The following is a 25,393-nucleotide window of genomic DNA, read 5'->3' as shown; positions in this document are numbered from 1 at the left end:
ACCAGGGATGACAGCGACCACGTTTCGCATCGGCGGGGACCTGCGCGTGCGGCGGCTCGGATTCGGCGCCATGCGCCTGCCGACCGGGCCGGGCCCCGCGCGCGCGACCTCCCTCCGGGTGGCCCGGCGAGCCGTCGAACTCGGCGTCACGCTGATCGACACCGCCCACATGTACGGCTGGGGGGCCAACGAAGAGCTGCTCGCCGAGGCCCTGCACCCCTACGCCGACGGGCTGCTCATCGCGACCAAGGTCGGCATCGTGCGATCCGACGGCCCGGAGGGGTGGCAGCACGACGCACGGCCGGACGCCCTGCGCGGTCAGGTCGAGGACGCCCTCTGCCGGCTTCGCGTCGAGCGGATCGAGCTCCTCCAGCTGCACCGCATCGACCCGCGGACGCCCCTCGCCGAGCAGCTCGGGGCTCTGGGGGAGCTCCAGGCGGAGGGCAAGGTCGGCCGGATCGGGCTGTCCGAGGTCACCGTCGACGAACTCGCGCGGGCCCGGGAGATCGTCGACGTCGCCAGCGTGCAGAACCGCTACAGCCTGTTCGACCGCGAGCACGAGCCCGTCCTCGCGGCCTGCGAGGCGGCGGGAATCGCGTTCCTGCCGTGGCGGCCCGTCGCCGGAGGGGCGCCCACGGCCGAACTCGACGCCGTCGCGGCCGAACTCGGCGCCACCCCCGCGCAGGTCTCCCTCGCGTGGCTCCTCGACCGCTCACCGGTCGTCCTCCCGATCCCGGGCACGGGCCGGATCGGGCACCTGGAGGAGAACGTGGCCGCTGCGGGCCTCGAACTGACACCGGCCCAGCGCGAACGGCTCGACGCGCTCGACCGCCTGCCCGGGCAGGCGTAGGTCGGACCCAGCAGGCGTAGGCGGGACCCAGCAGGCGTAGGGCGGACCCAGCAGGCGTAGGTCGGACCGGGCACGGCGTAGGCCGGACCGGACACGGCGTTACGCGGGCGGCGCGGTCTCCGCCGGCTGGAGGAGGTCCCAGCGGTTGCCGTAGAGGTCCTCGAAGACGGCGACCGAGCCGTACGGCTCGTGGCGGGGCTCCTCCGTGAACGTGACGCCCGCCGTGATCATCCGGGCGTGGTCGCGGGCGAAGTCCTCGGTGTGGAGGAAGAAGCCGACGCGGCCGCCCGTCTGGTTGCCGACCGAGGCCGCCTCGGCCTCGTTCTTGGCGCGGGCCAGGAGGAGGCCGGAGTTCCCGAGGCCGCCGACCCCGGCGGCGCCGCGCGGGCGGACGACGACCCAGCGACTGCCGTCGCCCCGGTCGGTGTCCTCGACGAGGTCGAAGCCGAGGGCGTCGGTGTAGAAGGCGATGGCCTCGTCGTAGTCACGGACGACGAGGGTGACGAGTGCGATGGACGGCATTACCCCAACGTAATACGCGGAAGCGGTAGGAATCTACTCGCGTCAACCCGCGTCGTCGCAGGTACGACCCTCGACGGATCGAGGGTGCGAACGAGGGTCCGGGGAGGGTCGGACGAGGGTCCGGGGAAGGGTCGGCGCGGGGTGCGAGAATGCCCGGCATGGACGCGCAACAATTCGAGCGCCTCGCCGCACGTGCGCGTGCCCTCGCCGAGCCGGGGTCCGACACGCGTCACCGGCGGATCCTCGGCCTCGCGGGCGCGCCCGGAGCGGGCAAGTCCACGCTGGCCGCACGGCTCGTCGCCCGCCTCGACGGACTCGCCGTCCTCGTCCCTATGGACGGCTTCCACCTCGCGCAGGCCGAGCTGGAGCGCCTCGGCCGGGCCGGCAGGAAGGGCGCGCCGGACACCTTCGACGCCGCCGGGTACACGGCGCTCCTCGCCCGGCTCCGCGCCCCCGAACCCGGCACCACCGTCTACGCCCCCGCCTTCGACCGCTCCCTCGAGGAGCCGATAGCCGGGGCGATACCCGTCCCGCCCGAGGTCCCGCTCGTCGTCACCGAGGGCAACTACCTCCTCCACGACGAGGGCCCCTGGGCCGCCGCCCTGCCCCTCCTCGACGAGGTCTGGTACCTGGACCTCGACGACCGCCGCCGCGTCCCCCGGCTCGTCGAGCGGCACGTCCGCTTCGGCAAGGACCGGGCCGGGGCCGAGCGCTGGGTCCACGACTCGGACGAGGCCAACGCCCGCCTGGTGGCCCGCAGTCGGGACCGCGCCCACCTGGTCGTGAGGATGAGTTAGCGGGACAGTACGATCCCCTGCCATGGTCATGGACTCAGGGCAGGGCAGCACGCAGGACGGAATACGCGCGGCCGGTACGCAGGCCGCGGTCGAGCTCGCGTACCGGCCGACACGGGCCGACATCCTCACGGGCGTCCTCGTGCGCGAGCGCCTGCGGCGCCTCCACGTGCTGCGGTGGGGCTTCACGGTGGTGTTCGGGGGCGCGGCCCTGCTGGCGATCGCCGCCCAGGGGACCGTCACGGTCCTGACCGCGCTCGTCGCCCTCTGCGCCGTCCTGATCTGGGCCACACCCCACATCCAGGCCAGGCAGGTGCTGCGCACGGTCGAGTGGCAGGGCGAGTGCCGGGCCTCCGTCGACGGGGCGGGGATCACCACCGAGACCCCGCACATGACGCTCCAGCACCGCTGGTCGGTCTTCCGCGGCTACCGCGAGACCCGCGACCACATGGTGCTGCTCGGCCGCGACCCGAACATCCTGCTCGTCGCGGTGCTGCCCAAGCGCGGGCTGGGCTCCCCGGAGGAAGCGGAACGGCTCCTCGACGTGGTGAGCCGTCACCTGCCCGGCGTCTGAGGGCTCCGGCCCCAGGGCGTGTTTCGAAAGCCCCGCCTGCCTGGCGACGCCTGGCACGCACGCTCGCGCCCTAGGAGGCCGCGACTTCCGCGTGCTTGACCGCCGCCGTCGCCAGCGCGCGGATCAGGGGGTGCGGGCGGGTGCCGTCGCCCGCGAGTTCCGGCTGGAAGAGCGTCGCCAGGAAGAAGGGGTGCGAGGGGAGCTCCGCGATGCGGACCCCGCCCTCCTCGTCCGCGCCCGTGAAGCCCAGGCCGTGCGCGCCCAGGGCGTCGAGGTGGCGGCTGTCCGGGCCGTAGTTGCAGTGGTAGCGCTCGGTGGTCCGCTCCGCGCCGAGGGCCCGCTCGGCGAGCGAGCCGGGGGTGACCCGGACGACGCCCTCGTGGCCGACGAGCGAGCAGGCGAGCGGTGCGATCAGCAGGTCGCCCGAGTCCGCCGCCGGGTCGTTCTCGGCGTGCGCGGCGCGGGTCAGGCCGCAGACGTTCCGCGCGTACTCGAGCAGGGCGTGCTGGAAGCCGCCGCAGGTGCCGAGGAAGGGGATGCCGTCCTCGCGGGCCGTACGGATCGCCGCCAGCGCCCCCGCCTCGCTCGCGTACGGGCTGCCCGGCAGCACCCACACCGCGTCGAAGCCCTTGACGGCGCCCGGCGCCTCCGCGTCCCCCGTCGGGATCCAGTACGCGTCGAGCGCGAGCCCGTCCCGCTCGGCGAGCGCGTCGAGGAGGACGGGGACGCGGACGTGGGACCTGACGTGCGGGGAACGATCGCCGACGAGGGCGATGCGGGGCGTGCGGGGGGTGGGGTGAGAGGTGTTCGCGTTCATGGCGACCATGCTGGTCGGCGACCTTCGTTCACGTCCAACGATGATTCCTGCACTCTCCATCACGAATGCTTATGCGGTCGTGGATAGGGTGGTTCCATGACCACGGATCAGTCCTGGGAGCAGCGCGTCAGCGCCCTCTGGGAGCGCCTCGACGACCACGAGCCCGCCGACTTCCGCGCCCTCGTCGCGGCCCTCGCCGCCGAGCGGCCCGCAGGGGACGCCGCGGCCCTCTTCGAGCAGGGCGCCGCCCACGACTCCACCGGCCTGCCCGAGGAGGCCGTCGAGTTCTACCGGCGTGCCCTCGACGCCGGCCTCACCGGCCTGCGCCGCCGCCGCGCCGTCATCCAGCTGGCCAGCAGCCTCCGCAACCTCGGCCGGCCCGACCGCAGCGTCGAACTCCTCACCGCCGAGCGGGACATCCCCGCCGACCGGCTCGACGCCGACGAGACGGCCCTCTCCGGCGCCGTCGACGCCTTCCTCGCCCTCGCCCTCGCCGACACCGGCCGCGACCGCGAGGCCGCCTCCCTCGCCCTCGGCGCCCTCGCGCCCCTCCTGCCCCGCTACAACCGCTCGCTCAGCCACTACGCCCGCGCCCTCCTCACCGCCCCCGACGGCTCCTGAGCCGCTCGTGGACCCGCACCTCCTCCGTACGTACGTCACCGTCGCCCGGCTCGCCTCCTTCTCCGAGGCCGCGCGCGAGCTGGGCTACACCCAGTCCGCCGTCTCCCAGCACATCGCCGCCCTGGAGACCGACCTCGGACTGCCCCTCCTCACCCGGCGGCCCGTCGCCCCCACGCCCGCCGGACACCGGCTCCTCGAACACGCCGGAGCGCTGCTCCTCCGCCTCGACGCGGCCCGCGCCGACCTCGGCCGCTTCGCCGCCGCGCCCCGCACGACGCTGACCGTCGCCGCCTCCCCGCTCGCCCTCCACCCCCGTACTCTCGCCGCCCTGCCCGCCACCGGCGTCACCCTGCGCGGCCTGCCCCGCGAGCAGGTGCCGGAGGCCGTCGCCACCGGCGAGGCCGACGCCGGGCTCGTCGACGGGATCGCCGCCCCCAGCGACCCGCTGCGGCTGCCCGACGTCGCCCCGCTCGCCTCGACCGGCGTCGCCGAGGAGCCGCTCGCCGTCGTCCTGCCCGCGAGCCACCCGCTCGCCGGGCGCACCGGGCTCCGGCTCGACGACCTCGTGGACGCCCGCTGGCTCGACGCGCCCGCCGCCGGCGTCCCCCTCGAACAGCTGCGGGCCGTGCACGCGGGACCCGCCGGGCGGGGCTTCCGGACGGCCCTGCGCTACGAGGGCACCGACACCCGTACCCTCGCCGCCCTCTCCGCCGCCGGGCACGGCCTCGCACTCCTGCCGCTCCCCGTCGCGGCCGGCGTCCACGGCGCCACCGCCGTCCCCCTGGTCGCACCCCGGCTCGTCCACCGCACCGAACTCCTCCTCCCGGGTCCCGGCCGGACCGAACCCGCCGGAAACGCGGGTCCCGGCCGGACCGAACCCGCCGGAAACGCGGGTGCGGTCCGGACCGAACCCGCCGGATCCGGCGAACCGGCCGGTCCGGCTGCCGAGTTCGCGAGACGGCTCCAGAGCTGACACCCGCACTCGCTACCCTGGGCGCAACGGCGACGGAAGGCGGGCAGGCGTGGGCTGGCTGCGACGAGGACCCAGGCGGGACGGCGAGGACGCACCGAGGGACCCCGAGTTCGCGTACTTCTCGGAGCGGGAGGCCGCGCTCTTCCGCGGCCGGGTCCGCACCACCTTCGCCGAGCTGGGCCTGGAGGTCTCCCTCTACGCGAACCACGTCGTCGACGACAAGGGACGCAGGTTCGGCCTCGGCAACCTCGCCGCCGTCTGCCACCAGGACCGCCGGGGCACGCGCGTCTGGCCCGAGCTGATCCACCGTCATGTCGACCTGGTCGTCCGGGCGATGGACGGACCGTCCGCTCTGGAGACCCTCCCGCCCGAGCAGATCCGCGCCCAGCTCTATCCCCGGGTCGTCAGCGGCGACGGCATCGACGCCGGCGCCTTCGGCTACGCCAGGACCGTCGCCCCCGGGCTGTACGAGGTCCTCGCCCTCGACCTGCCGGAGAGCGTCATGATGCTCACCGACGAGGCGCTCGAACGGCTCGGCGACCACGCGCAGCTCCGCGACCGGGCGCTGCGCAATCTGCGCGGGCTGCCGGTGGAGGAGCACGAGACCGTCAGGGACGCCGACGGCATGTGCTTCGAGATCATCCTCGGCGACTCCTTCTACACCGCGAGCCGCGTCCTCGACCTGGACGGAGTGGCCCGCCGCGTCACCGGCCTCCCGCTGGGCGAGCACGGCGCGCTCGTCGCCATGCCCTTCCGCCACCAGCTCGCCTTCCACCCCATCCGGGACACCTCGATCATCCCGGCGCTCGGCGCGATGGCCGCCTTCGCCGCCTCCGGGTACGAGGACACGCCGGGCGCCATCAGCCCGTACGTCTTCTGGTGGCGCGGCGGCACCCTCACCCAGCTCAGCGAGCACGACGAGGAGCGCGGCGACCTGCGGATCGTCGTCGGCGACGACTTCCAGGAGCTCCTGGAGCGGCTCATCGCGCAGGGCCCGGACCGCCGCTGAGCGGTCGCGTCGGGGCCCCGCCGAGGGCAGGATGCTGTACGTCGACGCCGCCGCTGCCGCCGAGAAGGAGCCCCCCATGCCGAGCACTCCCACCGCATCCGCCGAAGAGGTCACGCCCTTCACCGCGGACGACTACCGGGCCCGGATGACCCGCGCGGCCGAGTCCGCGGCGGACGCCGGGCTCGCGGGCGTACTCGTCGCGCCCGGCCCCGACCTCGTCTACCTCACCGGCTACCAGCCGACCGCGATCACCGAGCGGCTCACGGTCCTCGTCCTCGCCGCCGGCCAGGAACCGGTCCTCGTCGTCCCGACCCTGGAGGCGCCCGACGCCGAGAAGGCGACGGGGGCGGCGGCGCTCATGCTGCGCGACTGGACGGACGGCAAGGACCCGTACGCGGTGACCGCGCCGCTGCTCGACGTCGGCGGGCGCTTCGGTGTCAGCGACAACGCCTGGGCCATGCACCTGCTCGGCCTCCAGCAGGCCCTGCCCGGTACTTCGTACGTCTCCCTCACCGAGGCCCTGCCGATGCTCCGCGGCGTCAAGGACGCGCACGAGCTCGCGCGGATCGCGGCGGCGGGGGCCGCCGCCGACCAGGCGTACGGCGAGATCCTCAAGGTCCGCTTCGCCGGCCGCAAGGAGACCGACGTCGCCGCCGACCTCGCCGCGCTCCTCATGCGCTTCGGCCACTCCCAGGTCGACTTCACGGTCGTCGGCTCCGGACCCAACGGCGCCAACCCGCACCACGAGGCAGGCGACCGGACCATCGAGCGCGGCGACATGGTCGTCCTCGACTTCGGCGGCCTCAAGCACGGCTACGGCTCCGACACCACCCGTACCGTCCACGTCGGCGAACCGACCGACGAGGAGCAGCGCGTCCACGACCTCGTCCGCGAGGCCCAGCAGGCCGGCTTCGAGGCGGTCCGCCCGGGCGCGGCCTGCCAGGAGGTCGACCGCGCGGCCCGCAAGGTCATCACGGACGCCGGCTACGGCGAGTACTTCATCCACCGCACGGGCCACGGCATCGGCGTCACGACGCACGAACCCCCGTACATGATCGAGGGCGAGGAGCTCCCGATCGTCCCCGGCATGTGCTTCTCGATCGAGCCGGGCGTCTACCTCCCGGGCCGCTTCGGCGTCCGCATCGAGGACATCGTGACGGCGACGGAGGACGGCGCGGGCCGCCGCTTCAACAACACGCCGCACGAGATGGCGATCGTCGAGTAGCCCACCGCTTCCGGCTCGACCGGGTTCCGGCTCGACCGGGGCCCGGTGGTCGCCGGGCCCCTTTCGTCGAGGGACGTCTGCCGTCTGCCGTCTGCCGTCTGCCGTCTGCCGTCTGCCGTCTGCCGTCAGCCGTCAGCCGTCAGCCGTCAGCCGTCCGTCAGGACGATCGCCGACTCGCCCGGGAGACGCAGCACGCCGTCCGCGCCCGGGGCCTCGGTCGCGTCCCAGGACGCGAGGACCCGGTCGCGGCCGTTCGAGCCGAGGGGGATGACCGCCGGCTCCTTGCCCAGGTTGACCGCGACCCGCAGGTCGCCCCGGCGGAAGACCAGCCAGCGGGACTCCTCGTCGAAGGCGACCTTCACGCCCGCCAGGTCCGGGTCCGTCAGGTCCGGCAGGGTGCGGCGCAGCGCGATGAGCTGGCGGTGCCAGGCGAGGAGGCGCTTGTGGGGGTCCTGTTCGCGTTCGGCGCGGTCGAGGACCGAGCGGTCGCGGGTGGCCGGGTCCTGCGGGTCGGGGACCTCGTTCTCGGACCAGCCGTGCTCCGCGAACTCCCGCCGCCTGCCCCGCCGTACGGCCTCGGCGAGCTCCGGGTCGGTGTGGTCGGTGAAGTACTGCCAGGGCGTGGTCGCCCCCCACTCCTCGCCCATGAAGAGCATCGGCACGGACGGGCCGGTCAGGACGAGCGTCGCCGCGCAGGCGAGCAGGCCGGGGGAGAGGGAGGCCGAAAGGCGGTCGCCCAGGGCCCGGTTGCCGATCTGGTCGTGGGTCTGCGCGTACCCCAGGAAGCGGTGGGCGGGGGTGCGCTCCCGGTCCACCGGGCGGCCGTGGCGGCGGCTCCGGAAGGTCGAGTACGTGCCGTCGTGGAAGAAGACGTGCGTGAGCGTCTTGGCGAGCGCCGCCATGGGGGCCCGCGCGAAGTCGCCGTAGTAGCCCTGGGATTCACCGGTGAGGGCCGTGTGCAGCGCGTGGTGGAAGTCGTCGTTCCACTGGGCGTGGACGCCGATGCCGCCGAGCGTGCGCGGGGTCGTCGTGCGCGGGTCCGCGAGGTCGGACTCGGCGACCAGGAAGTGCTGGCGGGACTGCTCCTTCGCCAACTCGTCGACGGAGGAGCAGAGTTCTTCGAGGAAGGTCAGCGCCCGGGTGTCGGCGAGGGCGTGGACCGCGTCGAGCCGCAGCCCGTCGATCCGGTAGTCACGCAGCCACGCGAGCGCGCTGCCCAGGAAGTACGCCCGGACCTCGTCCGAACCCGGCGCGTCCAGGTTCACCGCCGCGCCCCACGGAGTGTGGTGCGTGTCCGTGAAGTACGGCCCGAAGGACGGGAGATGGTTGCCGGACGGGCCCAGGTGGTTGTGCACCACGTCCAGGACCACGCCCATGCCCAGACCGTGCGCCGCGTCCACGAACCGCTTGAGCGCCTCCGGGCCCCCGTACGGCTCGTGGACCGCCCACGGTGCCACCCCGTCGTACCCCCAGCCCCGGACCCCGGGGAACGGGCACAGCGGCATCAGCTCCACATGGGTGACGCCGAGGCCCGCGAGCTCCCCGAGGCGGCCGGCCGCCGCGTCGAGCGTCCCCTCGGGGGTGAAGGTGCCGACGTGCAGCTCGTACAGGACGGCGCTGCGCAGCCGCAGCCGGGGGGACTCGTGCCGCCAGGCGTACGCGGAGTGGTCGACGACCGCGCTCAGGCCGTCGGGCCCGTCGGGCAGCCGGCGCGAGCGCGGGTCCGGCAGGACGGGCCCGCCGTCGAGGGCGAAGCCGTAGCGGTCGCCGTCCTCGGCGGGTACGACCCCGGTCCACCAGCCGTCCCGCTCGGCGTCCCTTTCCAGGGCGTGGCCGGTGCCGTTCAGCTCCAGCGCCACCTGGTCACGGGCGCTCGGCGCCCACACCTCGAAGAGCACGCGCATCCCCTCGTCGACGGTTCCACCACTCAACGACTGACTACGCGGTCCATCCTGGCAGTCAGGACTCCGACGCGCCCGGCGCGTCCCACACGTAGTTGATCGCGCGCTCGAAGGTGACGTAGCCCGCGCGGGCGAAGGACGCCGCCATCGGCACGTTCCCCAGGTCCGTCGCCGCCCTGATCCGCGGCACGTCCGCGGCGGCCAGGATCCGGGTGCCCTCCGCCAGGATGTCGTCGATGTAGCCGTGACCGCGGTGGGCGGGCAGCACGCCGATGTACGCGATCGTGTGGTGGTAGTTGTTCCGCGCGGGGACGACGAAGCCGACCGGCTCGCCGCTCTCCGGTAGCTGCGCGACCCGCCACCACTCGGAGGGCGAGGCGTAGTGCGCGAACTCCTCGTCGTAGTGCAGCTCCGCCGCCTCCCGCGCCGAGAGCCCGGACGCCAGGTCGGCCTGACCGTGGGCGTCGAGCGTGCCCTCCATGACGGGCGTCATCAGCGCGACCAGGTCCTCGCGCTCCCGCACCGGCCGGAACTCCAGACGGCCCTTCGGCTCCGGTACGGGCGTGCCGGGCCGCCACTCCAGCCGGAGCCGCTCGACCAGCGGACGGGCGCCCGTGCGCTCCAGTACCGCGAAGAGGGACTCCAGGACGGACCGGGTCTCCGGGACCTCGCGCCAGTCCGCCGGCATGAACCGGCCGAACTCGGGGCGCTGGGTGCCCGCCGGGACGACCGCGGCCGTCGCCGTCTCCAGGAGGCGCAGGCCGACGTCCGCGCGCTGCTCCGCCGTCAGTTCGGGGGAGAGGTCGAAGAAGTCGAGTGCGAGCGGCTCGGCGCCCTCCTTGTTCGTCCACCAGGCGATCCGGCCGAGGAGGCGGTCGCCGTCGAGGGCCACCCACATCCAGCCGGGGAGGCGGCGGCCGGTGGCGAGGTCGTCGGCGAGCTCGTGGTCGAGCGAGTACGTGAGGCGGAGGAACAGGTCCAGTTCCCCGGGTCCGGCGAGCGGACGTATGACGAGATCGGTGGCGCTGGTCGAAGCGGTCGAAGAGGACGTGGTCACGTCGTGGTTCCCCCTGGGAAGTTCTGGTGCGGCGACCGCAGACCGTAGCAACGATCTCGTCCGGCCGGTATCGAGTTCCCAGGTGGGAGGCCCTTCTGGACACTTCGGGCCCACCGGGCCGACAATCACGAGTGTGACGACCCCCTTCGAGCTTCCGGCGAACACCCCTCGGCTGACCGACGCTGAGCGGGACCGCGCGCTGGGGCTGCTCCGCGAGGGCGCCGCCCAAGGACGCCTCTCCCACGACACCTTCGTCTACCGGATGGAGCGCGCGCTCCAGGCCCGCCGGTCGGACGAGCTCGACCTGCTCGTCGCCGACCTGCGGACCGAGGGCACCTGGACGCGGCGGGTCGTCGGCGCGGTGGAGCGGATGTCGGCGTTCACCGTACGGCTCGGGCGCGCCTGGCGCGCCGAGCGGCTGCCGAAGCTGCTGCTGCCGCTGCCCGGCCCGCACCCGCTGCGGATCGGCCGCGACCCGGTCAACGGCCTGCGGCTCAGCCACGAGACCGCGTCCCGGCTGCACGCCGAGCTCTCGCTCCAGAGCGGGATGTGGGTGCTGCGCGACCTCGGCTCGACGAACGGGACGACCGTCAACGGCCGACGGGTCACCGGCGCGGTGGTCGTACGACCCGGGGACGTGGTCGGCTTCGGCCAGATGTCGTTCCGCCTCTCCCACGGCTGAACCGCCCGCCGCCCGGACTCACCCGTTCGGCGGTATGTGACGCGCCGCGCGGCCCGCCCGGTGATGGGGTGGGGGGACGCGCGCCACGATCTCCGGCCGCGGCACCCACCGCCGATCGACAGGGGGCGCGATGAGCGACGAGCCGAACCGCGGCGCACTGGACCGAGGCATACCCGAGCGTGGTGCTCCGGACCGAGGCATACGGGAGAACGGCGCTCCGGACCGAGGCATACCCGAGCGTGGCGCTCCGGAGCGGGGCGTATCCGAGCGCGGTGCTCCGGACCGTGGCGCTCCGGACCGAGGCGTACGCAACGACCGGCCGGAGGAGTCCGGCGGGGACCCCTGGACGAGGCTGCCCTCGATGACGCCCGGCGCGGCGTCCGCCGCCATCCCGACCGTGACAACCGGCGCGCCCCCCGTGCGAGCCGGTTCCGCCGGCCGGGTGCGGACCGCTGTGGACCGGACGGCGGCGGGACCCGATGGGTCCGCCGAACCCTTCGCGCCCACCGGGCGGACCGTCGCGCCCAGCCCCCTCGACCCCGGCGCCTCCCGCGACCCGCACGCCATCCACCGGACGCTGCGCGAGGAGTTCCCGCTCACGTACGACCCGCTGCTGCGCGCCTGGGTCCTCAGCCGGTACGCGGACGTCGCCACCGCCCTCACCGACACCCGCTTCACCCACGGCCACCGGCCCGGCGACCCGCCTTGCGCGCGGGCCCATGTCGACGTCGACATGGCCGAGTTGAGATCCGTCACCGAACGCACGGCGTACGTCCTCGCCCTCCGCATCGCCGAACGCCCGCAGGCCGACCTCGTCGCCGACTTCTGCCACTGGCTGCCCGCGGGGACCGTCGCCGCCGCCGTCGGCGTGCCCTACCGCGACATGATGCGGCTCGTGCGCGGCCGGGCGGCGGGAGCCCTCGCCGGGGAGTGCGGCGGCCAGATCGCCGTACGGGAGAAAGCGCTCGCCTCCTTCCTCGGCAACGTCCTCGCCGACCCCGACCAGGTGGCCGCCCTCCGTGACGCCCCGACCGGGCTCGTCGCCAAGGCATGGGCAGAGTCGCTGCGGCGCGACCCGCCCGTGCAGATCGCCGTGCGCCGCACCCGCTCCGAAGTGCGGGTCAGCGGCGGCGTCATCCCGGCGGGCGCGTCCGTCGCGCTGCTCGTCGGCTCCGCGGGCCGGGACCCGGAGCGGTTCCGCGAGCCCGACCGCTTCGACCCGTTCCGCGACGACCCGGGCCAGCTCACGTACGGCAGCGGCTTCTGCCCCGCCGTCCTGCTCGCCGGCCTGGAGGCCGAGTACGCCCTGCGCGCGCTCTTCACGGCGATGCCCCGGCTGCGCCTCGCCGACGGCTTCCGCCCCGACGCCACCGGACTCATCACCCGCGCCCCGCGGAGCCTGATCGTCCGCCCCGGAGGCTGAGCCGGAGGGCATCGGCGCGGCTTCCGGGCGGCTTCCGGAGGGCATCGGCGTGGCTTCCGGAGGGCGCCCGGGCGGGTCTCGGGTGGGATTTGTGAGGGTCTCCGGGCGGGCCTCCCGTGGGGACGAAGGGCTCCCTGGCCGCTGCTAGGGTGACGTGCGCTCGTCAACGAGCCCTTTTTCTTACCACTTTCAACGGGGATTGAAACATGAAGATGCGTCATGTCCGCGCGATCGCGATCTTCGGCATCGCGGTCGTCGCTCTGACCGGTGCTCGCGGCTCGCACGGCGGCGGCTGCGGCAGCAGCAGCTCCGGCTCCAGCTCCAGCAGCTCCGGCGGCAGCGGCCACAGCGACAACGACAGCACCTCCGGTGGTACCGGCGGCTCCGTGCCCGGCGGCTCCAGCGCCGACAAGGCCTCGCGCGACATCACCATCGGCGAGTGCAAGTACGACTCGGCCACCAAGAACCTCGCCGCCCGGATCACCATCAAGAACGACGGCGTGATGGACTACGACTACAACGTCACGATGAAGTTCACGGGCGCCGGCGTCACCGCGGTGACCGCCACCAAGACCGCGATCGCGGTCGCCTCGGGCGCCTCCGAGAACGTCGAACTGACCGCCCCGTACCCGGGCACCGGCGACGGCTCCGAGTACCGCAAGTGCGAGGTCTCGCGAGCCTCCCGCTCCTGATCACGCACGGGCCAGCAGTGCCACCGGCCGGTCCGCGAAGAGCTCCGCGAGTTTGAGCTCCGTCGCCGGGCCGCCGGTGAACTCCCGTACTCCGTCGAGGACATCGGCCCAGCGCCCGGCCGGCAGGACCAGTTCCGTGTCCTGCCAGCCGCCGGCCTCCCCGAGACGGAGGGGGAGTCGCGTGACGGCCGTCACCACCTGGTCGGAGCGGCTGAAGGCCAGGCAGTGGGCGGCGGCCGGGCCCTCGGCCGTGAGCGGGGCGTACGCCCCCCTGGCGCCGAAGGCCTCCGGGCGCTCGCGGCGCAGCCGCAGCGCCGCCCGGACCAGGGCCGTACGGTCGTCGTCCGGCCCGACCGCGAACGGGGCCCGGTTGTCCGGGTCGACCAGCGCCCGGTACTCCCGCTCCGTGTTCTGGTACAGCTCCGGCACCCCCGGCATCGTCAGCTGGACGAGCATCGCGCCGAGCGCGTGCGCCCGGATGTGCGGTTCCAGGGCGAAGGCCGCCTCCGAGGCCGCCCGGAGCGGGATCCGGCCGGGCCCGGCCGCCGTGAACTCCGTCACCGCCCGCTCGTACTCCGCGTCGGGTTCGGTCCAGCTCGTCCGGAGTCCCGCCTCCCGCACGGACTTGAGGATCGCCGGGCCCAGCCGCTCCGGGTCCGGGGTACCGAATCCGAAGGCGGTCTGCCAGGCCGTCCACGCCACGTGCGGATCGGGCGCCGGCACCCCCGCGACCTCCGTGAGGAGTTCCGCCCACACCTGCGGGCACTGGGCGAGCACCGCGATCGCCGCCCGCACGTCGGCGCTGCGTTTCGTGTCGTGCGTGGACAGGACGGTGCCGGTGCCGGGCCAGTCCCGGGCGATCCGCCGGGCGTACGCGTGGAACTCCTCCACCGACACCGCCGGGCGCCCCGCGTCCCCGCCGACCTCGTTCGCCGAGAGAAGCGGCGTGTACCGGTAGAAGGCCGTGTCCTCGACCGACTTGGCCCGCAGCGCCGAGGAGGTCTGGGCGAACCGGGCCCGGAACGACCGGTGTTCGGGGCCGTCTCCCAGCGTGCCGAGCGCCAACTGGCGCACGAGATCGACGGCCGAGGCCTCCTCCGGCACCGCGAACGCCGCCTTCGCGCCCCGCGCCGCCTCCGGGGTCAGGACCTCCTCGCCGCCGGTCCGGTAGGCGCGGTAGACCGGCACCCGGACGAGCAGCTCGCGGATCGCGGTGCGCAGCGCCCAGGGCGCGTGGTCCCGCAGCGCGGGATCGGCGGCGCAGATCCGCTCCGCGATCCGGGTCAGCGCCGCGGTCTCGGCGGCCAGGTCGTGGCTCACCACCTCGTACGCCGCGCGCCGCTCGGTCTCCTCCCAGCGGCCGCCCCTGTCCCCGGCCTTGCCCACGAAATCCCGGTACAGATCGGCCAGTTCGTCGGCCCCCACCGGATCGGTGAACACCCCGTCGACGTGCCGGAGGGCGTCGTACCCGGTGGTCCCGGCGACCGGCCAGGCGGCGGGCAGGGACTCCGCTCCCGTGAGGATCTTCTCCACCACCGTCCAGCAGCCGCCGCCGGTCGCCGCCGCCAGGTCCTCCAAGTACCCCTGCGGATCGGCGAGTCCGTCCGGGTGGTCGATGCGCAGCCCCTCGATCACCCCGTCCGCGACCAGCTCCACGATCTTCGCGTGGGTCGCCGCGAACACCTCGGGGTCCTCCACCCGCACCCCGATGAGATCCGAAATGGTGAAGAAGCGGCGGTAGTTGAGCTCGGTGCGGGCCAGCCTCCACCAGCCGAGCCGGTACCACTGGGCGTCGAGCAGCTCGTCGAGCGGCAGCCCCTCCGTGCCCGCCCGCAGCGGGAACTCCTGCCCGTCGAGGTGGAGCGCCCCGCCCGAGATCCGCAGCCGGTCCCGTACCTCCGGAAGCCGCGCGGGCAGCACCGGCAGCAGCAGTCGGCCGTCCCTGGCCGGCCAGTCGACGTCGAACCAGCGCGCGTACGGCGAGTCCGGTCCCTCGCGGAGCACCGAACGCAGCGCGTGGTTGTGCCGGGGGGAGGCCGCCATGTGGTTCGGGACCAGGTCCACGACCAGGCCGAGACCGTGCGCCCGCGCGGTCGCCGCCAGGGCCCGCAGCCCCTCCTCGCCGCCCAGCTCGGCCCGTACGGACCGGTGGTCGGTGACGTCGTAGCCGTGCGTCGAGCCCGGCACCGCCTCCAGGACGGGGGAGAGGTGGAGGTGCGAGACACCGAGCCCGGCGAGGTGCGGCACGGCCCGCTCGGCCGCGGCGAACGGGAAATCCGGCTGGAGCTGGAGCCGGTAGGTGGCGGTGGGGAGCGCGGAAAGGGCCGGGAGGGAGGTCATGCGAACGTACGTACCCCGCACGAGGGCTTCTGTGTCATCGCCTCATGCACTCGTTCGTGTGCATCGCGTTACGGTCGCGTGATGCTCCGGATGTATCGCGACACGCTGGCCCTGCTCGGACCGGTCCTCCCCGTCGTCTCCTTCCTCGGCCGGCTCCCCACCGCCATGTGTCAGCTCGGCAGCCTGCTCCTGGTCGCCGAGACCAGCGGTTCGCTCGCCACGGCGGGGCTCGCCGGCGGCGCGCTCGCGGCCGGGCAGACCGTCGCCGGACCGGTCATCGGCCGCCTCGCCGACCGACACGGCCAGCGCGGAGTCGTCCTCGCCGCCTCCCTCGCCAACGCCGTCGCCGTCACCGCCCTGGTCCTCGCCGCCCTCGCCCACGCGGCCACCGGCTGGCTGATGCTCCTCGGCGCGCTCGCCGGGGCCACCGTCCCCCAGATCGGGCCGCTCGCGAGGACCCGCTCCGTGGCCCTCGCCCGCCGCTCCGACGGCTGCGACGAACGGCTCGTCGGAGCGGTGCTCTCCTTCGAGGGCACCCTCGACGAGGTCTCCTTCGTCCTCGGCCCGGCCTTCGTCGGCCTCGCCGCCGCCCTCGCCCACCCCGCCGCCGCGCTCCTCACGGCCGCGCTGCTCCTCGTCGTCTGCGGCTCCGCCTTCGCCCTGCACCCCACGGCCCGCACGAGCGCCGGCACGGCCACTCGTACGGACGCGGCCGAGCGGGCGCGGCTGCCCCGGTCCGCGTACGCGCTGCGCGGCACGATGGTCCTCCAGGGCGCCATGTTCGGCGCGTCCCAGGCCGGGATCACCGCGCTCACCGAGAAGCTCGGCGCGCCCGCCCAGGCAGGACTCGTCTACGCGGCGATGGGCGTGATGAGCGCCGCCGTCGGCCTCTCGCTCGCCGCCGTGCCCGCCCGCATCGGGCTCACCACCCGCTGGCGCGCGGCCACCGCCGGGCTCGTCGTCCTCTCCGTACCGCTGCTCTTCGTCGGCTCCCTCGGCGCGCTGTACGCGGTCGTGGTCGTCCTCGGCGCCGCCTACGCCCCGCACCTGATCACGGTCTTCGGGCTCACCGAGCGGACCGTGCCTGCCGCTCGGCTCGCCGAGTCCATGGCCTTCCTCACCAGCGGGATCGTCGGCGGCCAGGCCCTCGCCCTCGCCCTCTCCGGGCGGCTCGCCGAGGGCCACGGCGCGCCCGCCGCCTTCGCGGTGGCGGTGGGCGCGGCCGTGGCCTGTGCGCTGCTCTCCTGGACGGTGCGGGCGGACGCTCCCGTACGGGAGGTCAGGCCGGCCGTCGCAGCACGGTCAGACTGAGCGGCGCGAGCGTCACCCGCTCGCCCCCGGCGAGCTCCGGCCCCTCCTGCGGCGGCATGCCCTCCGGGTCGGAGGTGTCCACCACCATCCGCCAGTAGCGGCCGTGGCTGTCCGGGACGACGAACTCCAGCTCCTTCGCGGAGGCGTTGAACATCATCAGGAAGGAGTCGTCGGCGATCCGCTCGCCCTGCGTCCCCGGCTCCGAGATGGCGTTCCCGTTGAGGAAGACCGTCAACGCCTGGGCGTGCGCGGCCTGCCAGTCCCGGGAGGTCATCTCCTCGCCCTCGGGCGTGAACCAGGCGATGTCGGTGAGCTCGTCGTGCGTGCCCTCCACCGGCCGCCCGTGGAAGAAGCGGCGCCGCCGGAAGACCGGATGCTCCCGCCGCAGCCGCACCATCGACCGGGTGAAACGCAGCAGCGTGGCCTCCGCCTCGCTGTTCTCCTTCGGCCACCGCACCCAGGACACCTCGTTGTCCTGGCAGTACGCGTTGTTGTTGCCTCCCTGCGTCCGCCCGAACTCGTCACCGTGACTCAGCATCGGCACGCCCTGCGAAAGCATCAGCGTGGCAAGGAAGTTGCGCATCTGGCGGGCGCGCAGCTCGGTGATGCCGACGTCCTCCGTGTCGCCCTCCTCGCCGCAGTTCCACGAGCGGTTGTAGCTCTCGCCGTCCCGATTGCCCTCGCCGTTGGCCTCGTTGCGCTTCTCGTTGTACGAGACGAGGTCGCGGAGGGTGAAGCCGTCGTGGCAGGTCACGAAGTTGACCGAGGCGAGCGGGCGCCGCCCGTCGTCCTGGTAGAGGTCCGACGAGCCGGTGAGCCGGGAGGCGAACTCGGCGAGCGTCCGGGGCTCGCCACGCCACAAGTCCCGTACGCAGTCCCGGTACTTGCCGTTCCACTCGGTCCACAGCGGCGGGAAGTTGCCCACCTGGTAGCCGCCCTCGCCCACGTCCCAGGGCTCGGCGATCAGCTTCACCTGGCTCACCACCGGGTCCTGCTGCACGAGGTCGAAGAACGAGGAGAGCCGGTCCACCTCGTGGAACTGCCGGGCCAGGGTGGCCGCCAGGTCGAAGCGGAAGCCGTCCACGTGCATCTCGGTCACCCAGTACCGCAGGCTGTCCATGATCAGCTGGAGCACGTGCGGGGAACGCATGAGCAGCGAGTTCCCCGTGCCCGTGGTGTCCATGTAGTACCGGGGATCGTCCGCGAGCCGGTAGTACGAGGGGTTGTCCAGGCCGCGCATGGAGAGCGTCGGGCCCAGGTGGTTGCCCTCGGCGGTGTGGTTGTAGACGACGTCGAGGATGACCTCGATGCCCGCCTGGTGCAGGGCCCGGACCGCCGACTTGAATTCCAGGACCTGCTGGCCCCGGTCGCCCCAGGACGCGTAGGCGTTGTGCGGGGCGAAGAAGCCGATCGTGTTGTAGCCCCAGTAGTTCGAGAGCCCCGCGTCCACCAGGCGGTGGTCGTTCACGAACTGGTGAACGGGCATCAGCTCCAACGCGGTGACGCCCAGTTCCTTCAGGTGTCCGATCACCGACGGGTGCGCGAGCCCCGCGTACGTACCGCGCAGCTCCTCCGGAAGGTCCGGGTGGAGCATCGTCAGGCCCTTCACATGGGCCTCGTAGATCACGGTGTGGTGGTACTCGGTGCGCGGGCGCCGGTCGTCGCCCCAGTCGAAGTACGGATTGACGACGACCGAGGTCATCGTGTCCGGGGCGGAGTCGAGGTCGTTGCGCGCGTCCGGCCGCCCGAAGGGGTAGCCGTACACCGCCTCGCCCCAGCGGACCTGCCCCGACACCGCCCGCGCGTAGGGATCGAGCAGCAGCTTGGCGGCGTTGCAGCGGAGCCCGCGCTCGGGGGCGTACGGGCCGTGGACCCGGAACCCGTACCGCTGACCGGGCATCACGCCCGGCAGATAGGCGTGCCGGACGAAGGCGTCCGTCTCGCGCAGCTCCACCGCCGTCTCCGAGCCGTCGTCGTGGAGCAGACACAGCTCGATCCTGTGGGCGGCCTCCGAGAAGACCGCGAAGTTGGTTCCCGCTCCGTCATAGGTGGCGCCCAGGGGATACGCCTGTCCCGGCCAGACTTGCATGGATACGACTCTTCCTCTTCTGTCCGGGTTTAGGGGATGTTCTCCGGCCAGATCCTGCCCGAAAGAGGCGCAACCTCCTAGGACTTCGCCCCGTCCTACCGGGTGACCGCACATCAAGAGGGGGAATGAGGGGGAAGTGTGTACGAAATAGCGCGCCGCCACCTGGGGAAGGTGGTGGCCGGAGCGGCCATGGCGGTGACGGGAACCGCCGTCGCGGTCGCGATCAGCCTCCCGGGCTCGGCGGGAGCGAACGGGGTGGCGGGGCCTGCCGGAACCGCCGGGACCGCGGGGTCCGCCGGTGCGTCGGCAGGGACCGGAGCGGCCGGAGCGACCGGCCAGGGGGACGCCGGGGCCCAGGCCGGCGCGGGGGAAGCCGGTACGGGGAACCAGGCGGCAGGCTCCGCGCCGCCGCCGGCGACCGTGGCACCGGCCGCGGCCGAGGGGGAGAAGGGCCTGGGCTCCGACCCGCTCACGGACGACGAGCTCGCCCGGGCCGAGCAGCTGGCGCTGACCCCGCCGGCCGCCGCCGCCCAGGAGAACGTCGAGGGCGGACGGGGCCCGCAGCACCTGGGCACCCTGCTCGCCGACCCGGTGCCGGGGGACGGCGCGCGCCGCGCCGAGGTCCGCTTCTACGACTACGCGAAGGACGAGCTCGTCACCCGGACCGTCAACCTCGGCACGGGCAAGGTCGAGCGGTCCGCGGCGCAGCGCGGGGTCCAGCCCTCCGCCCACCCCGAGGAGCTGCGGGAGGCCCTGGAACTGATCCTCGCGAGCCCCCTCGGCAAGGGCGTCAAGGAGGACTACAAGGACGCCACGGGCAAGCAGCTGACCTCCACCGAGCAGCTGTGGTTCAACGGCGACGTCTACCGCCCCTACCGCGAGGCGAACGTGCCCGCGCAGCTCGCCGACTGCGGCAAGCACCGCTGCGTCCGGCTCGTCACCAAGGTCCTCAACGGGGCCTGGATCAACACCCGGAACCTCATCGTCGACCTCTCCGCGAGGACCGTCACGCGCGTCGGCTGACCACCGCCGCACCCGGTTCCCGCCTTCCACGATCTCCGTACGAGGGAGTACGTTCCCATGTCCACGCAGCGAACCCCGCGCACCCGCAGAAGGGGCGCCGTCCTGACCGCGGCCGTCCTGCTCGGCACCGCCACGGCCGCCACGGCACCCGCGACGGCCGTGCCCCGCCCGCCGACGCCCCTGCCGACCGCCCCGACGCGCCCGCCCGTCCAGCCCACCTGCTCCTCCGCGTACAAGATCACGCAGAAGCTCGAGGGCGGCGCCGTCTGGAACATGTGCTGGCGCTACAACACCGACGCCGGGCTCACGCTCGACAACGTCACCTACCAGCCGCCCGGCGCCGCCGCACCCATCCGGGTCCTCACCAGCGCCCGGCTCGCCCAGATCCACGTCCCGTACGACGACGGCGCCGCCGAGTACGACGACCTCACCGGCGCCGGCTTCGGCTGGGGCCTGCAGAACCTCAAGCCCGCCGAGTGCCCGGGCGGCACCATCTCCACCGTCAAGGTGCCCGAGGTCGGCCAGGTCAAGGGTCTCTGCACCACGACCAGGGCGCGCGGCCACGCGTACCGCATGGCCGCCGACGCCGGCGGCCAGGTGTACCAGGTGCAGGGCAAGGACCTGCTCGTCTACACCGTGAACAAGGTCGGCTGGTACGAGTACATCTCGGAGTGGCGCTTCTCCGCCGACGGCACCATCGGCGCCAACGTCGGTGCCACCGGCAGCCTTTCGCCCGTCGACTACAACGCCACCGACGGCCGCGGCTGGCCCATCGGCAAGGGCGCCCGCGCCTACGCCACCAGCCACGCCCACAACGTCTTCTGGAAGCTCGACTTCGGTCTCGACGGCACCAAGGACCGGATCGAGCAGTTCGACTCCACCGTCACCGCGCCCGTCAACGGCGGCGGACCGACCGTGAAGACCAAGCGCACCGCCGTCACCAAGGAGCTCGCCGGCGACGCCAGGAACATGCGCTGGTGGCGCGTGGTCAGCGGCACCGGCAAGAACGCCGACGGCCACGCCCGCTCGTACGAGATCGTGCCCGGCCACACCAACACCCACGCCGGCCGCGGCTTCACCAAGCACGACGTGTACTTCACCCAGTCGCGCGCCTGCGAGCAGTTCGCGAGCAACAACATCGGCAACTGCGGGACCAACGCCGGTGACAGCGTGGACAAATGGGTCAACGGTGAGACTCTGACCAAACCGTCCGTGTGGGTCAACATCGGGTTCCACCACATCGCCCGGGACGAGGACCAGCAGCCGATGCCGGTCCACTGGCAGGGCTTCCAGCTCGCGCCGAGGGACGTAACCGCTATGAATCCGCTCACTCCGTCCGATCTCGCCTCCGAGAACGGGCAGCCCGATCTGGGCAGTTGAGCAAGGAGCCTGACGATCCTGCTGCACCGCCTCCCGCTCGCGGAGTACCCTTCCTTGATCGTTGTCGGAGTGACGGGCTTCCAGGAGCAGAAGGCGGTGCGCGGGTGAGCTCGGGAGGTCTGGAGCTGCCCCCAGGTGACGCGGGTCGCGAGGGGGGCCCGGCCGACGCCGCCGAGGTGCCGCCCGGCGGTGGCGTCCCGCCCGGTGCGACGGTCCCGCCGGGGATCGTCGTCCCGCCCGGGACGGTCACCGTCGCCCAGCCCGTGGAGATCGGCGCCGAGCTCGACTGGGGCGCCGAGGCCTGGGGCGAGGTGCGCACCCGCGCCCAGCGCGCCGGGCGCGCCTACATCTGGCTGAACCTGGTCGAGCAGCGGCTGCGGGCCGTGGTCGCGGCCGTCCTCCGGCCCGTGTACGAACCCGTGCACGGCGAGGAGTGGGTCGTGGCCGCGGCCGGTCCCGCCGGCCAGGAGTGGGTCCAGCGGGCCGTCGCCGTGCGCGAGGTCTCGCGGCGCAAGGGCTATCTCCTCGACCCGGCCGACGACAACGTGCTGAGCTTCCTCACCCTGCCGCAGCTGCGCGAGCTCATGGTGCAGCACTGGCCCTGCTTCGAGCCCTACTTCGACGACCGGCGCGAGGTCGAACTCGCCCTGGACGAGCTGGAGGTGACGCGCAACGTCGTCTCCCGCAACCGGGCGCTGTCGCTGACCGTCCTCGCCCAGTCCGAGCGGGCGTCGGCGCGGCTCCTGGAGATCCTCGGCAGCGGGGCCGGCGTGCCCTCCGCCGACCGGCTGCCCGTGGACGCGGTCGAGGACCTCGTCGGCGACCGGTACGCGGACGTGGTCTCCGTCCATCCCGACCGGGTGCGGCTCCAGAGGCAGCTGCCCGCCGAGGACCTCTTCGGCGGGGCCCGCCGCCTCGACGCGACCGGCATAGGCCTGAACCTGCTCGTGCAGAACTTCTCCGGGCGCCGCATGGTCCGGCTCGCGGAGTCCGGCTGCCGGACGCGGCTGCTCTTCCTCAATCCGGCGAGCAGCGCCGTCAAGCGGCGCGAGCGTGAACTGGGCCTCAAGAAGGGCGAGCTCAGCCGCTCGGTCGAGATGAACATCCTGCACATGCGCCGGGTCCGCTCCAAGCTGCGCGACCCGGGCGCCTTCCAGATCCACGTCTTCGACGAGACCCCCCGCTTCACCGCGTACCTGGTGGACGGCGACGGCCCGGACGGGGTGGGCGTCGTGCAGTCCTATCTGCGCAAGGCCCGCGGCATGGAGGCCCCGGTGCTCGTCCTGCGCGGCGGCGGCCGGAGTGTCGTGCGCCACGGCCAGCAGGGCGGCGACGGCGAACACGGACTTTTCGAGACATACCGGGAGGAATTCGAGTCGGTCTGGCTCGACTCCCGACCGGTCTCCTGACCGGTCACCGACCGCCGCCGGAGGCGTTGTCAGTGGTGCGTGCGAGGGTGGTCACCACCACGGGGGAGATCACGTAAGGAGGACCCGATGGCCTGGCACGGCGACACGCTGGTCGGCTTCGACCTGGAGACGACCGGCACCGATCCGCTGGAGGCCCGTATCGTCACGGCCTCGATCATCGAGGTCGACGGTGGGGGAGACGTCGTACGACGACGGGACTGGCTCGCCGACCCGGGCATCCGCATCCCGGAGCAGGCCTCCGCGATCCACGGCATCAGCACCGAGCGCGCGGCGGCCGAGGGCCGGCCCGTGCGCGAGGTCGCCGACGAGATCGCGAGGACCCTCGCCGCGTACTGGGAGGACGGCGTCCCGATCGTGGCGTACAACGCCTCGTTCGACCTCACGCTCCTCTCCGCCGAGCTGCGCCGCCACGGACTGCCCTCGCTGAGCGAGCGGCTCGGCGGCGTCGACATCGGACCGGTCGTCGACCCGTACACCATCGACCGCGCCGTCGACCGCTACCGGCGCGGCAAGCGGACCCTGGAGGCGGTCTGCGGGGAGTACGGCGTCGTCCTCGAAGCCGCCCACCAGGCCGCGGCCGACGCACTCGCCGCCGTCCGGGTCGCCGTCGCGATAGCCGAGCGGCACCGGCAGGTGGCCGAGCTCGACCCGGCCGAACTCCACGAGCGGCAGATCTCCTGGTACCGCGTCTGGGCCGAGGACTTCCAGGCCTTCCTGCGCCGCAAGGGAGACCCGGAAGCGGTCGTCGAGTCCACCTGGCCCCTGCGCCCGGCGGTCGTGGCGGCGGGCTGAGACACCGGGCAGGGCGTCTCCGGCCAAGAGGTATCCCAGGAGGTATCCCGGGAGGGCCCCTAGGAGTTCTCCTTGAGGAAGGAGAGCAGCAGCTCGTTCACCTTCTCCGGCTGGTCCAGCTGGAGCCAGTGGCCCGCTTCCTCGACCCGCTCGTAGCGCCAGCTGCCGGCGACGTACTCGGCCGACCCCTCCATCGACCGCTCGGTGAGGAAACGGTCGCCCGTCGACCACACGCCCATCACCGGCACGGACTCCGGCAGAGGGACCGCCGGTACGTCGGCGCCGAACTGGACCTCCGCCGGGATGCCCGAGCGGTAGATGTCCAGCGCCGCCGTCAGCGCGCCCGGCGCGCGCAGCGGCTCGATCACGGCCTCCGCGTCCGGGTGCTCGCCCAGCATCTCCCGCAGGTTCGCGAAGTCGTCCCGCGCCAGCCAGTCCTCGGCGAGCCCGCCCAGCTGGAACAGCAGCATGTACCAGGAGCGCTGCCTCTGCTCCCAGCCCGCGGACCGGATCGACGCCAGATGCCCCACCGACAGGATGCTCAGGCTCCGCACCCGGTCCGGGAAGAACTGGGCCAGGCCCTGGGCGATGCCCGAACCCCAGTCGTGGCCCACCAGATGGACCCGGTCCAGGTCGAGCCGGGCCAGGAGCTCGACCAGGTCGCCGACGTGCTTCGCGGGGTGGTAGGCCTCCGGGCCGCCCTCGGGACGGTCGGAGGCGCCGAAGCCCCGCAGGGTGGGAACGACGCACTGGAAGCCCGCCGCCGTGAGCGCGGCGACCTGGTGGCGCCAGAGATCGCCCGAGTCCGGGAAGCCGTGCACCAGCAGCACCGCGGGGCCGTCACCGCTCACCCCGACGTCCAGCGTGACGTCCGAAAGATCCACCCGCATCTTCAACACCCCGTTCGTTACCGGCCGGTTCGACGGGCAACATGATGTCAGAACGGGTACCAGCGGACCTCCGGGTCGCCGTCCCGCAGCGAGGCGACCCGCCGCTCGAATTCGGCCAGCGCCTTCGGGTTCGCCGGCGCGTGCTGCGCCACCCACGCGCAGCTCGCGGTCTCCCGCGCGCCCCGCAGCACGGCGCACCCCTCCCACGCGCGGACGTCCCAGCCGTACGCCTCCGTGAAGGCGTCGTAGGCGGCCGGATCGAGCCCGTACCGGTCCCGGGAGAGGGCGAGCACCACGAGGTCGTGCTCGCGCAGGTCGGAGGAGAAGGTCTCCAGGTCCATGAGGACCGGGCCGTCCGGGCCGACGAGCACGTTCCGCGGGAGGGCGTCGCCATGGATCGGGCCCGGCGTCAGATGCGGGGTGAGCGCGGCCGCCGCGGGGGCGAAGGCGTCGCGCCGCTCCCGGAGGAAGTCCGCGTCCGCCGGATCGATCGCCTCGCCCGCGAGCCGCAGCCACCGCTCGACTCCGCCGAGCAGCTCACGCCGGGGCAGCGCGAACCCCGCAGGCTCGGGCAGCGCGTGCACGGCCCGCAGCAGCGGGGCCAGATCGCGGGGCTCCGCGGGCCGGACCGCATCGGGCAACCGGTGCCAGAAGGTGACCGGGTGCCCGTCGACGAGCCGCGGCTTCTCCTCGGCCGCCCGGGGAGCCGGGACCCCCTCCCCGGCGAGCCAGGCGGCGAGCGCCACCTCCCGCTCGGCCCGCTCGAACAGCTCGGCGTCCCTGCCGACCTTCACCACCAGGTCGCCCACGGCGAAGACCGCGTTCTCCCCGAGGGCCAGCAGCCGCGCCTCCGCGACCGGCAGCCCCGCCCCGGCCAGGATCTCCCGCGCCCGCGCCTCGTCCATCGACCTCTCCCTACCTGTGCGTTTGAGCCAAAGTCTCGCATCAGGCCAGGTGCCCGCGCTGGTCGCCTTGACGGCCCCACGACCCGTCAGGAC

23 protein-coding genes are annotated in these 25,393 nt (G+C 73.6%); 15 read left to right on the top strand and 8 right to left on the bottom strand.

Annotated elements, in window-relative coordinates; all coding sequences use genetic code 11:
* Positions 1–7: 7 nt before the first annotated feature.
* The gene (locus ASC82_RS16325; protein ID WP_056647933.1) at positions 8–850 is read left to right on the top strand and encodes an aldo/keto reductase; all 843 of its coding nucleotides are present in this window, start codon (positions 8–10) and stop codon (positions 848–850) included.
* Positions 851–949: 99 nt separating this feature from the next.
* Here the strand turns inward: ASC82_RS16325 and ASC82_RS16320 are convergent, their stop codons facing one another.
* Positions 950–1,372 (bottom strand): VOC family protein, encoded by a 423-nt coding sequence (locus ASC82_RS16320; protein WP_056647930.1) that lies wholly within the window; start codon positions 1,370–1,372, stop codon positions 950–952.
* A 158-nt stretch (positions 1,373–1,530) separates the two neighbouring features.
* Here ASC82_RS16320 and ASC82_RS16315 point away from each other — a divergent pair, with 158 nt between their 5' ends.
* Together ASC82_RS16315 and ASC82_RS16310 are read left to right on the top strand one after the other, a co-directional pair.
* On the top strand, positions 1,531–2,169 hold the full coding sequence (locus tag ASC82_RS16315; RefSeq protein ID WP_056648634.1) for a nucleoside/nucleotide kinase family protein: 639 nt from the start codon (positions 1,531–1,533) through the stop codon (positions 2,167–2,169).
* A gap of 22 nt (positions 2,170–2,191) precedes the next feature.
* Positions 2,192–2,740: a YcxB family protein gene (locus ASC82_RS16310; protein WP_056647927.1), complete on the top strand. Its 549-nt coding sequence runs from the start codon at positions 2,192–2,194 to the stop codon at positions 2,738–2,740.
* A 70-nt stretch (positions 2,741–2,810) separates the two neighbouring features.
* Here ASC82_RS16310 and ASC82_RS16305 read toward each other — a convergent pair whose 3' ends face one another.
* Complete coding sequence (locus tag ASC82_RS16305; RefSeq protein WP_056648633.1) at positions 2,811–3,557, bottom strand: CTP synthase; 747 nt, start codon at positions 3,555–3,557, stop codon at positions 2,811–2,813.
* Between the two features lie 96 nt (positions 3,558–3,653).
* Between ASC82_RS16305 and ASC82_RS16300 the strand changes: the two genes are divergently transcribed.
* From ASC82_RS16300 to ASC82_RS16285, 4 genes are all read left to right on the top strand, one after another.
* Positions 3,654–4,178 carry a tetratricopeptide repeat protein gene (locus ASC82_RS16300; protein ID WP_056647924.1) on the top strand — a complete coding sequence of 175 codons (525 nt, stop codon included), beginning with the start codon at positions 3,654–3,656 and terminating at the stop codon, positions 4,176–4,178.
* Positions 4,179–4,185: 7 nt separating this feature from the next.
* Positions 4,186–5,151, top strand: coding sequence for a LysR family transcriptional regulator (locus ASC82_RS16295; protein ID WP_079039286.1), 966 nt, complete (start codon positions 4,186–4,188; stop codon positions 5,149–5,151).
* A gap of 49 nt (positions 5,152–5,200) precedes the next feature.
* Positions 5,201–6,160: a hypothetical protein gene (locus ASC82_RS16290; protein WP_056647920.1), complete on the top strand. Its 960-nt coding sequence runs from the start codon at positions 5,201–5,203 to the stop codon at positions 6,158–6,160.
* A 76-nt stretch (positions 6,161–6,236) separates the two neighbouring features.
* Complete coding sequence (locus ASC82_RS16285; RefSeq protein ID WP_056648631.1) at positions 6,237–7,385, top strand: aminopeptidase P family protein; 1,149 nt, start codon at positions 6,237–6,239, stop codon at positions 7,383–7,385.
* 146 nt (positions 7,386–7,531) lie between these two features.
* On the opposite strand, the gene treZ is transcribed toward ASC82_RS16285, so the two are convergent.
* Positions 7,532–9,283 carry a malto-oligosyltrehalose trehalohydrolase gene (gene treZ / locus ASC82_RS16280; RefSeq protein WP_056648628.1) on the bottom strand — a complete coding sequence of 584 codons (1,752 nt, stop codon included), beginning with the start codon at positions 9,281–9,283 and terminating at the stop codon, positions 7,532–7,534.
* Between the two features lie 61 nt (positions 9,284–9,344).
* Positions 9,345–10,343 (bottom strand): GNAT family N-acetyltransferase, encoded by a 999-nt coding sequence (locus ASC82_RS16275; RefSeq protein ID WP_056647918.1) that lies wholly within the window; start codon positions 10,341–10,343, stop codon positions 9,345–9,347.
* Positions 10,344–10,476: 133 nt separating this feature from the next.
* Between ASC82_RS16275 and ASC82_RS16270 the strand changes: the two genes are divergently transcribed.
* The 3 genes from ASC82_RS16270 (at position 10,477) to ASC82_RS16260 (ending at position 13,140) form a co-directional block, all read left to right on the top strand.
* Positions 10,477–11,025, top strand: coding sequence for a DUF1707 and FHA domain-containing protein (locus ASC82_RS16270; RefSeq protein ID WP_024755047.1), 549 nt, complete (start codon positions 10,477–10,479; stop codon positions 11,023–11,025).
* A 442-nt stretch (positions 11,026–11,467) separates the two neighbouring features.
* Positions 11,468–12,448: a cytochrome P450 gene (locus ASC82_RS16265; protein WP_242427669.1), complete on the top strand. Its 981-nt coding sequence runs from the start codon at positions 11,468–11,470 to the stop codon at positions 12,446–12,448.
* A 206-nt stretch (positions 12,449–12,654) separates the two neighbouring features.
* Complete coding sequence (locus ASC82_RS16260; RefSeq protein ID WP_056647914.1) at positions 12,655–13,140, top strand: hypothetical protein; 486 nt, start codon at positions 12,655–12,657, stop codon at positions 13,138–13,140.
* Here ASC82_RS16260 and treY read toward each other — a convergent pair whose 3' ends face one another.
* The gene (gene treY / locus ASC82_RS16255; protein WP_056647911.1) at positions 13,141–15,480 is read right to left on the bottom strand and encodes a malto-oligosyltrehalose synthase; all 2,340 of its coding nucleotides are present in this window, start codon (positions 15,478–15,480) and stop codon (positions 13,141–13,143) included.
* A gap of 90 nt (positions 15,481–15,570) precedes the next feature.
* Here treY and ASC82_RS16250 point away from each other — a divergent pair, with 90 nt between their 5' ends.
* Positions 15,571–16,791, top strand: a complete 1,221-nt coding sequence (locus ASC82_RS16250) for an MFS transporter (protein WP_056648626.1) — start codon at positions 15,571–15,573, stop codon at positions 16,789–16,791.
* Here ASC82_RS16250 and glgX read toward each other — a convergent pair.
* A complete protein-coding gene (gene glgX / locus ASC82_RS16245) occupies positions 16,760–18,880 on the bottom strand; it encodes a glycogen debranching protein GlgX (protein ID WP_056647908.1) in 2,121 nt (706 codons plus the stop codon). The genes ASC82_RS16250 and glgX overlap by 32 nt on opposite strands.
* A gap of 189 nt (positions 18,881–19,069) precedes the next feature.
* Here glgX and ASC82_RS16240 point away from each other — a divergent pair, with 189 nt between their 5' ends.
* The 4 genes from ASC82_RS16240 (at position 19,070) to ASC82_RS16225 (ending at position 23,505) form a co-directional block, all read left to right on the top strand.
* Entirely contained in the window at positions 19,070–19,903 is an 834-nt protein-coding gene (locus ASC82_RS16240; RefSeq protein ID WP_056647905.1) for a hypothetical protein, read from the top strand.
* A gap of 57 nt (positions 19,904–19,960) precedes the next feature.
* Complete coding sequence (locus tag ASC82_RS16235; protein WP_056647902.1) at positions 19,961–21,283, top strand: copper amine oxidase; 1,323 nt, start codon at positions 19,961–19,963, stop codon at positions 21,281–21,283.
* Between the two features lie 104 nt (positions 21,284–21,387).
* Positions 21,388–22,692 (top strand): SAV2148 family HEPN domain-containing protein, encoded by a 1,305-nt coding sequence (locus ASC82_RS16230; RefSeq protein WP_056647899.1) that lies wholly within the window; start codon positions 21,388–21,390, stop codon positions 22,690–22,692.
* Positions 22,693–22,779: 87 nt separating this feature from the next.
* Entirely contained in the window at positions 22,780–23,505 is a 726-nt protein-coding gene (locus ASC82_RS16225; RefSeq protein WP_056647896.1) for a 3'-5' exonuclease, read from the top strand.
* 59 nt (positions 23,506–23,564) lie between these two features.
* On the opposite strand, the gene ASC82_RS16220 is transcribed toward ASC82_RS16225, so the two are convergent.
* Together ASC82_RS16220 and ASC82_RS16215 are read right to left on the bottom strand one after the other, a co-directional pair.
* Positions 23,565–24,395, bottom strand: a complete 831-nt coding sequence (locus tag ASC82_RS16220; protein ID WP_056648624.1) for an alpha/beta hydrolase — start codon at positions 24,393–24,395, stop codon at positions 23,565–23,567.
* Between the two features lie 47 nt (positions 24,396–24,442).
* A complete protein-coding gene (locus ASC82_RS16215; RefSeq protein ID WP_056647893.1) occupies positions 24,443–25,300 on the bottom strand; it encodes an aminoglycoside phosphotransferase family protein in 858 nt (285 codons plus the stop codon).
* Positions 25,301–25,393 lie beyond the last annotated feature (93 nt).

Source organism: Streptomyces sp. Root431, from assembly GCF_001426585.1.
GTDB lineage: Bacteria > Actinomycetota > Actinomycetes > Streptomycetales > Streptomycetaceae > Streptomyces > Streptomyces stackebrandtii.
Note: the sequence above shows the minus strand (reverse complement) of the source record. Positions and strands in the feature narration are given on the sequence as shown.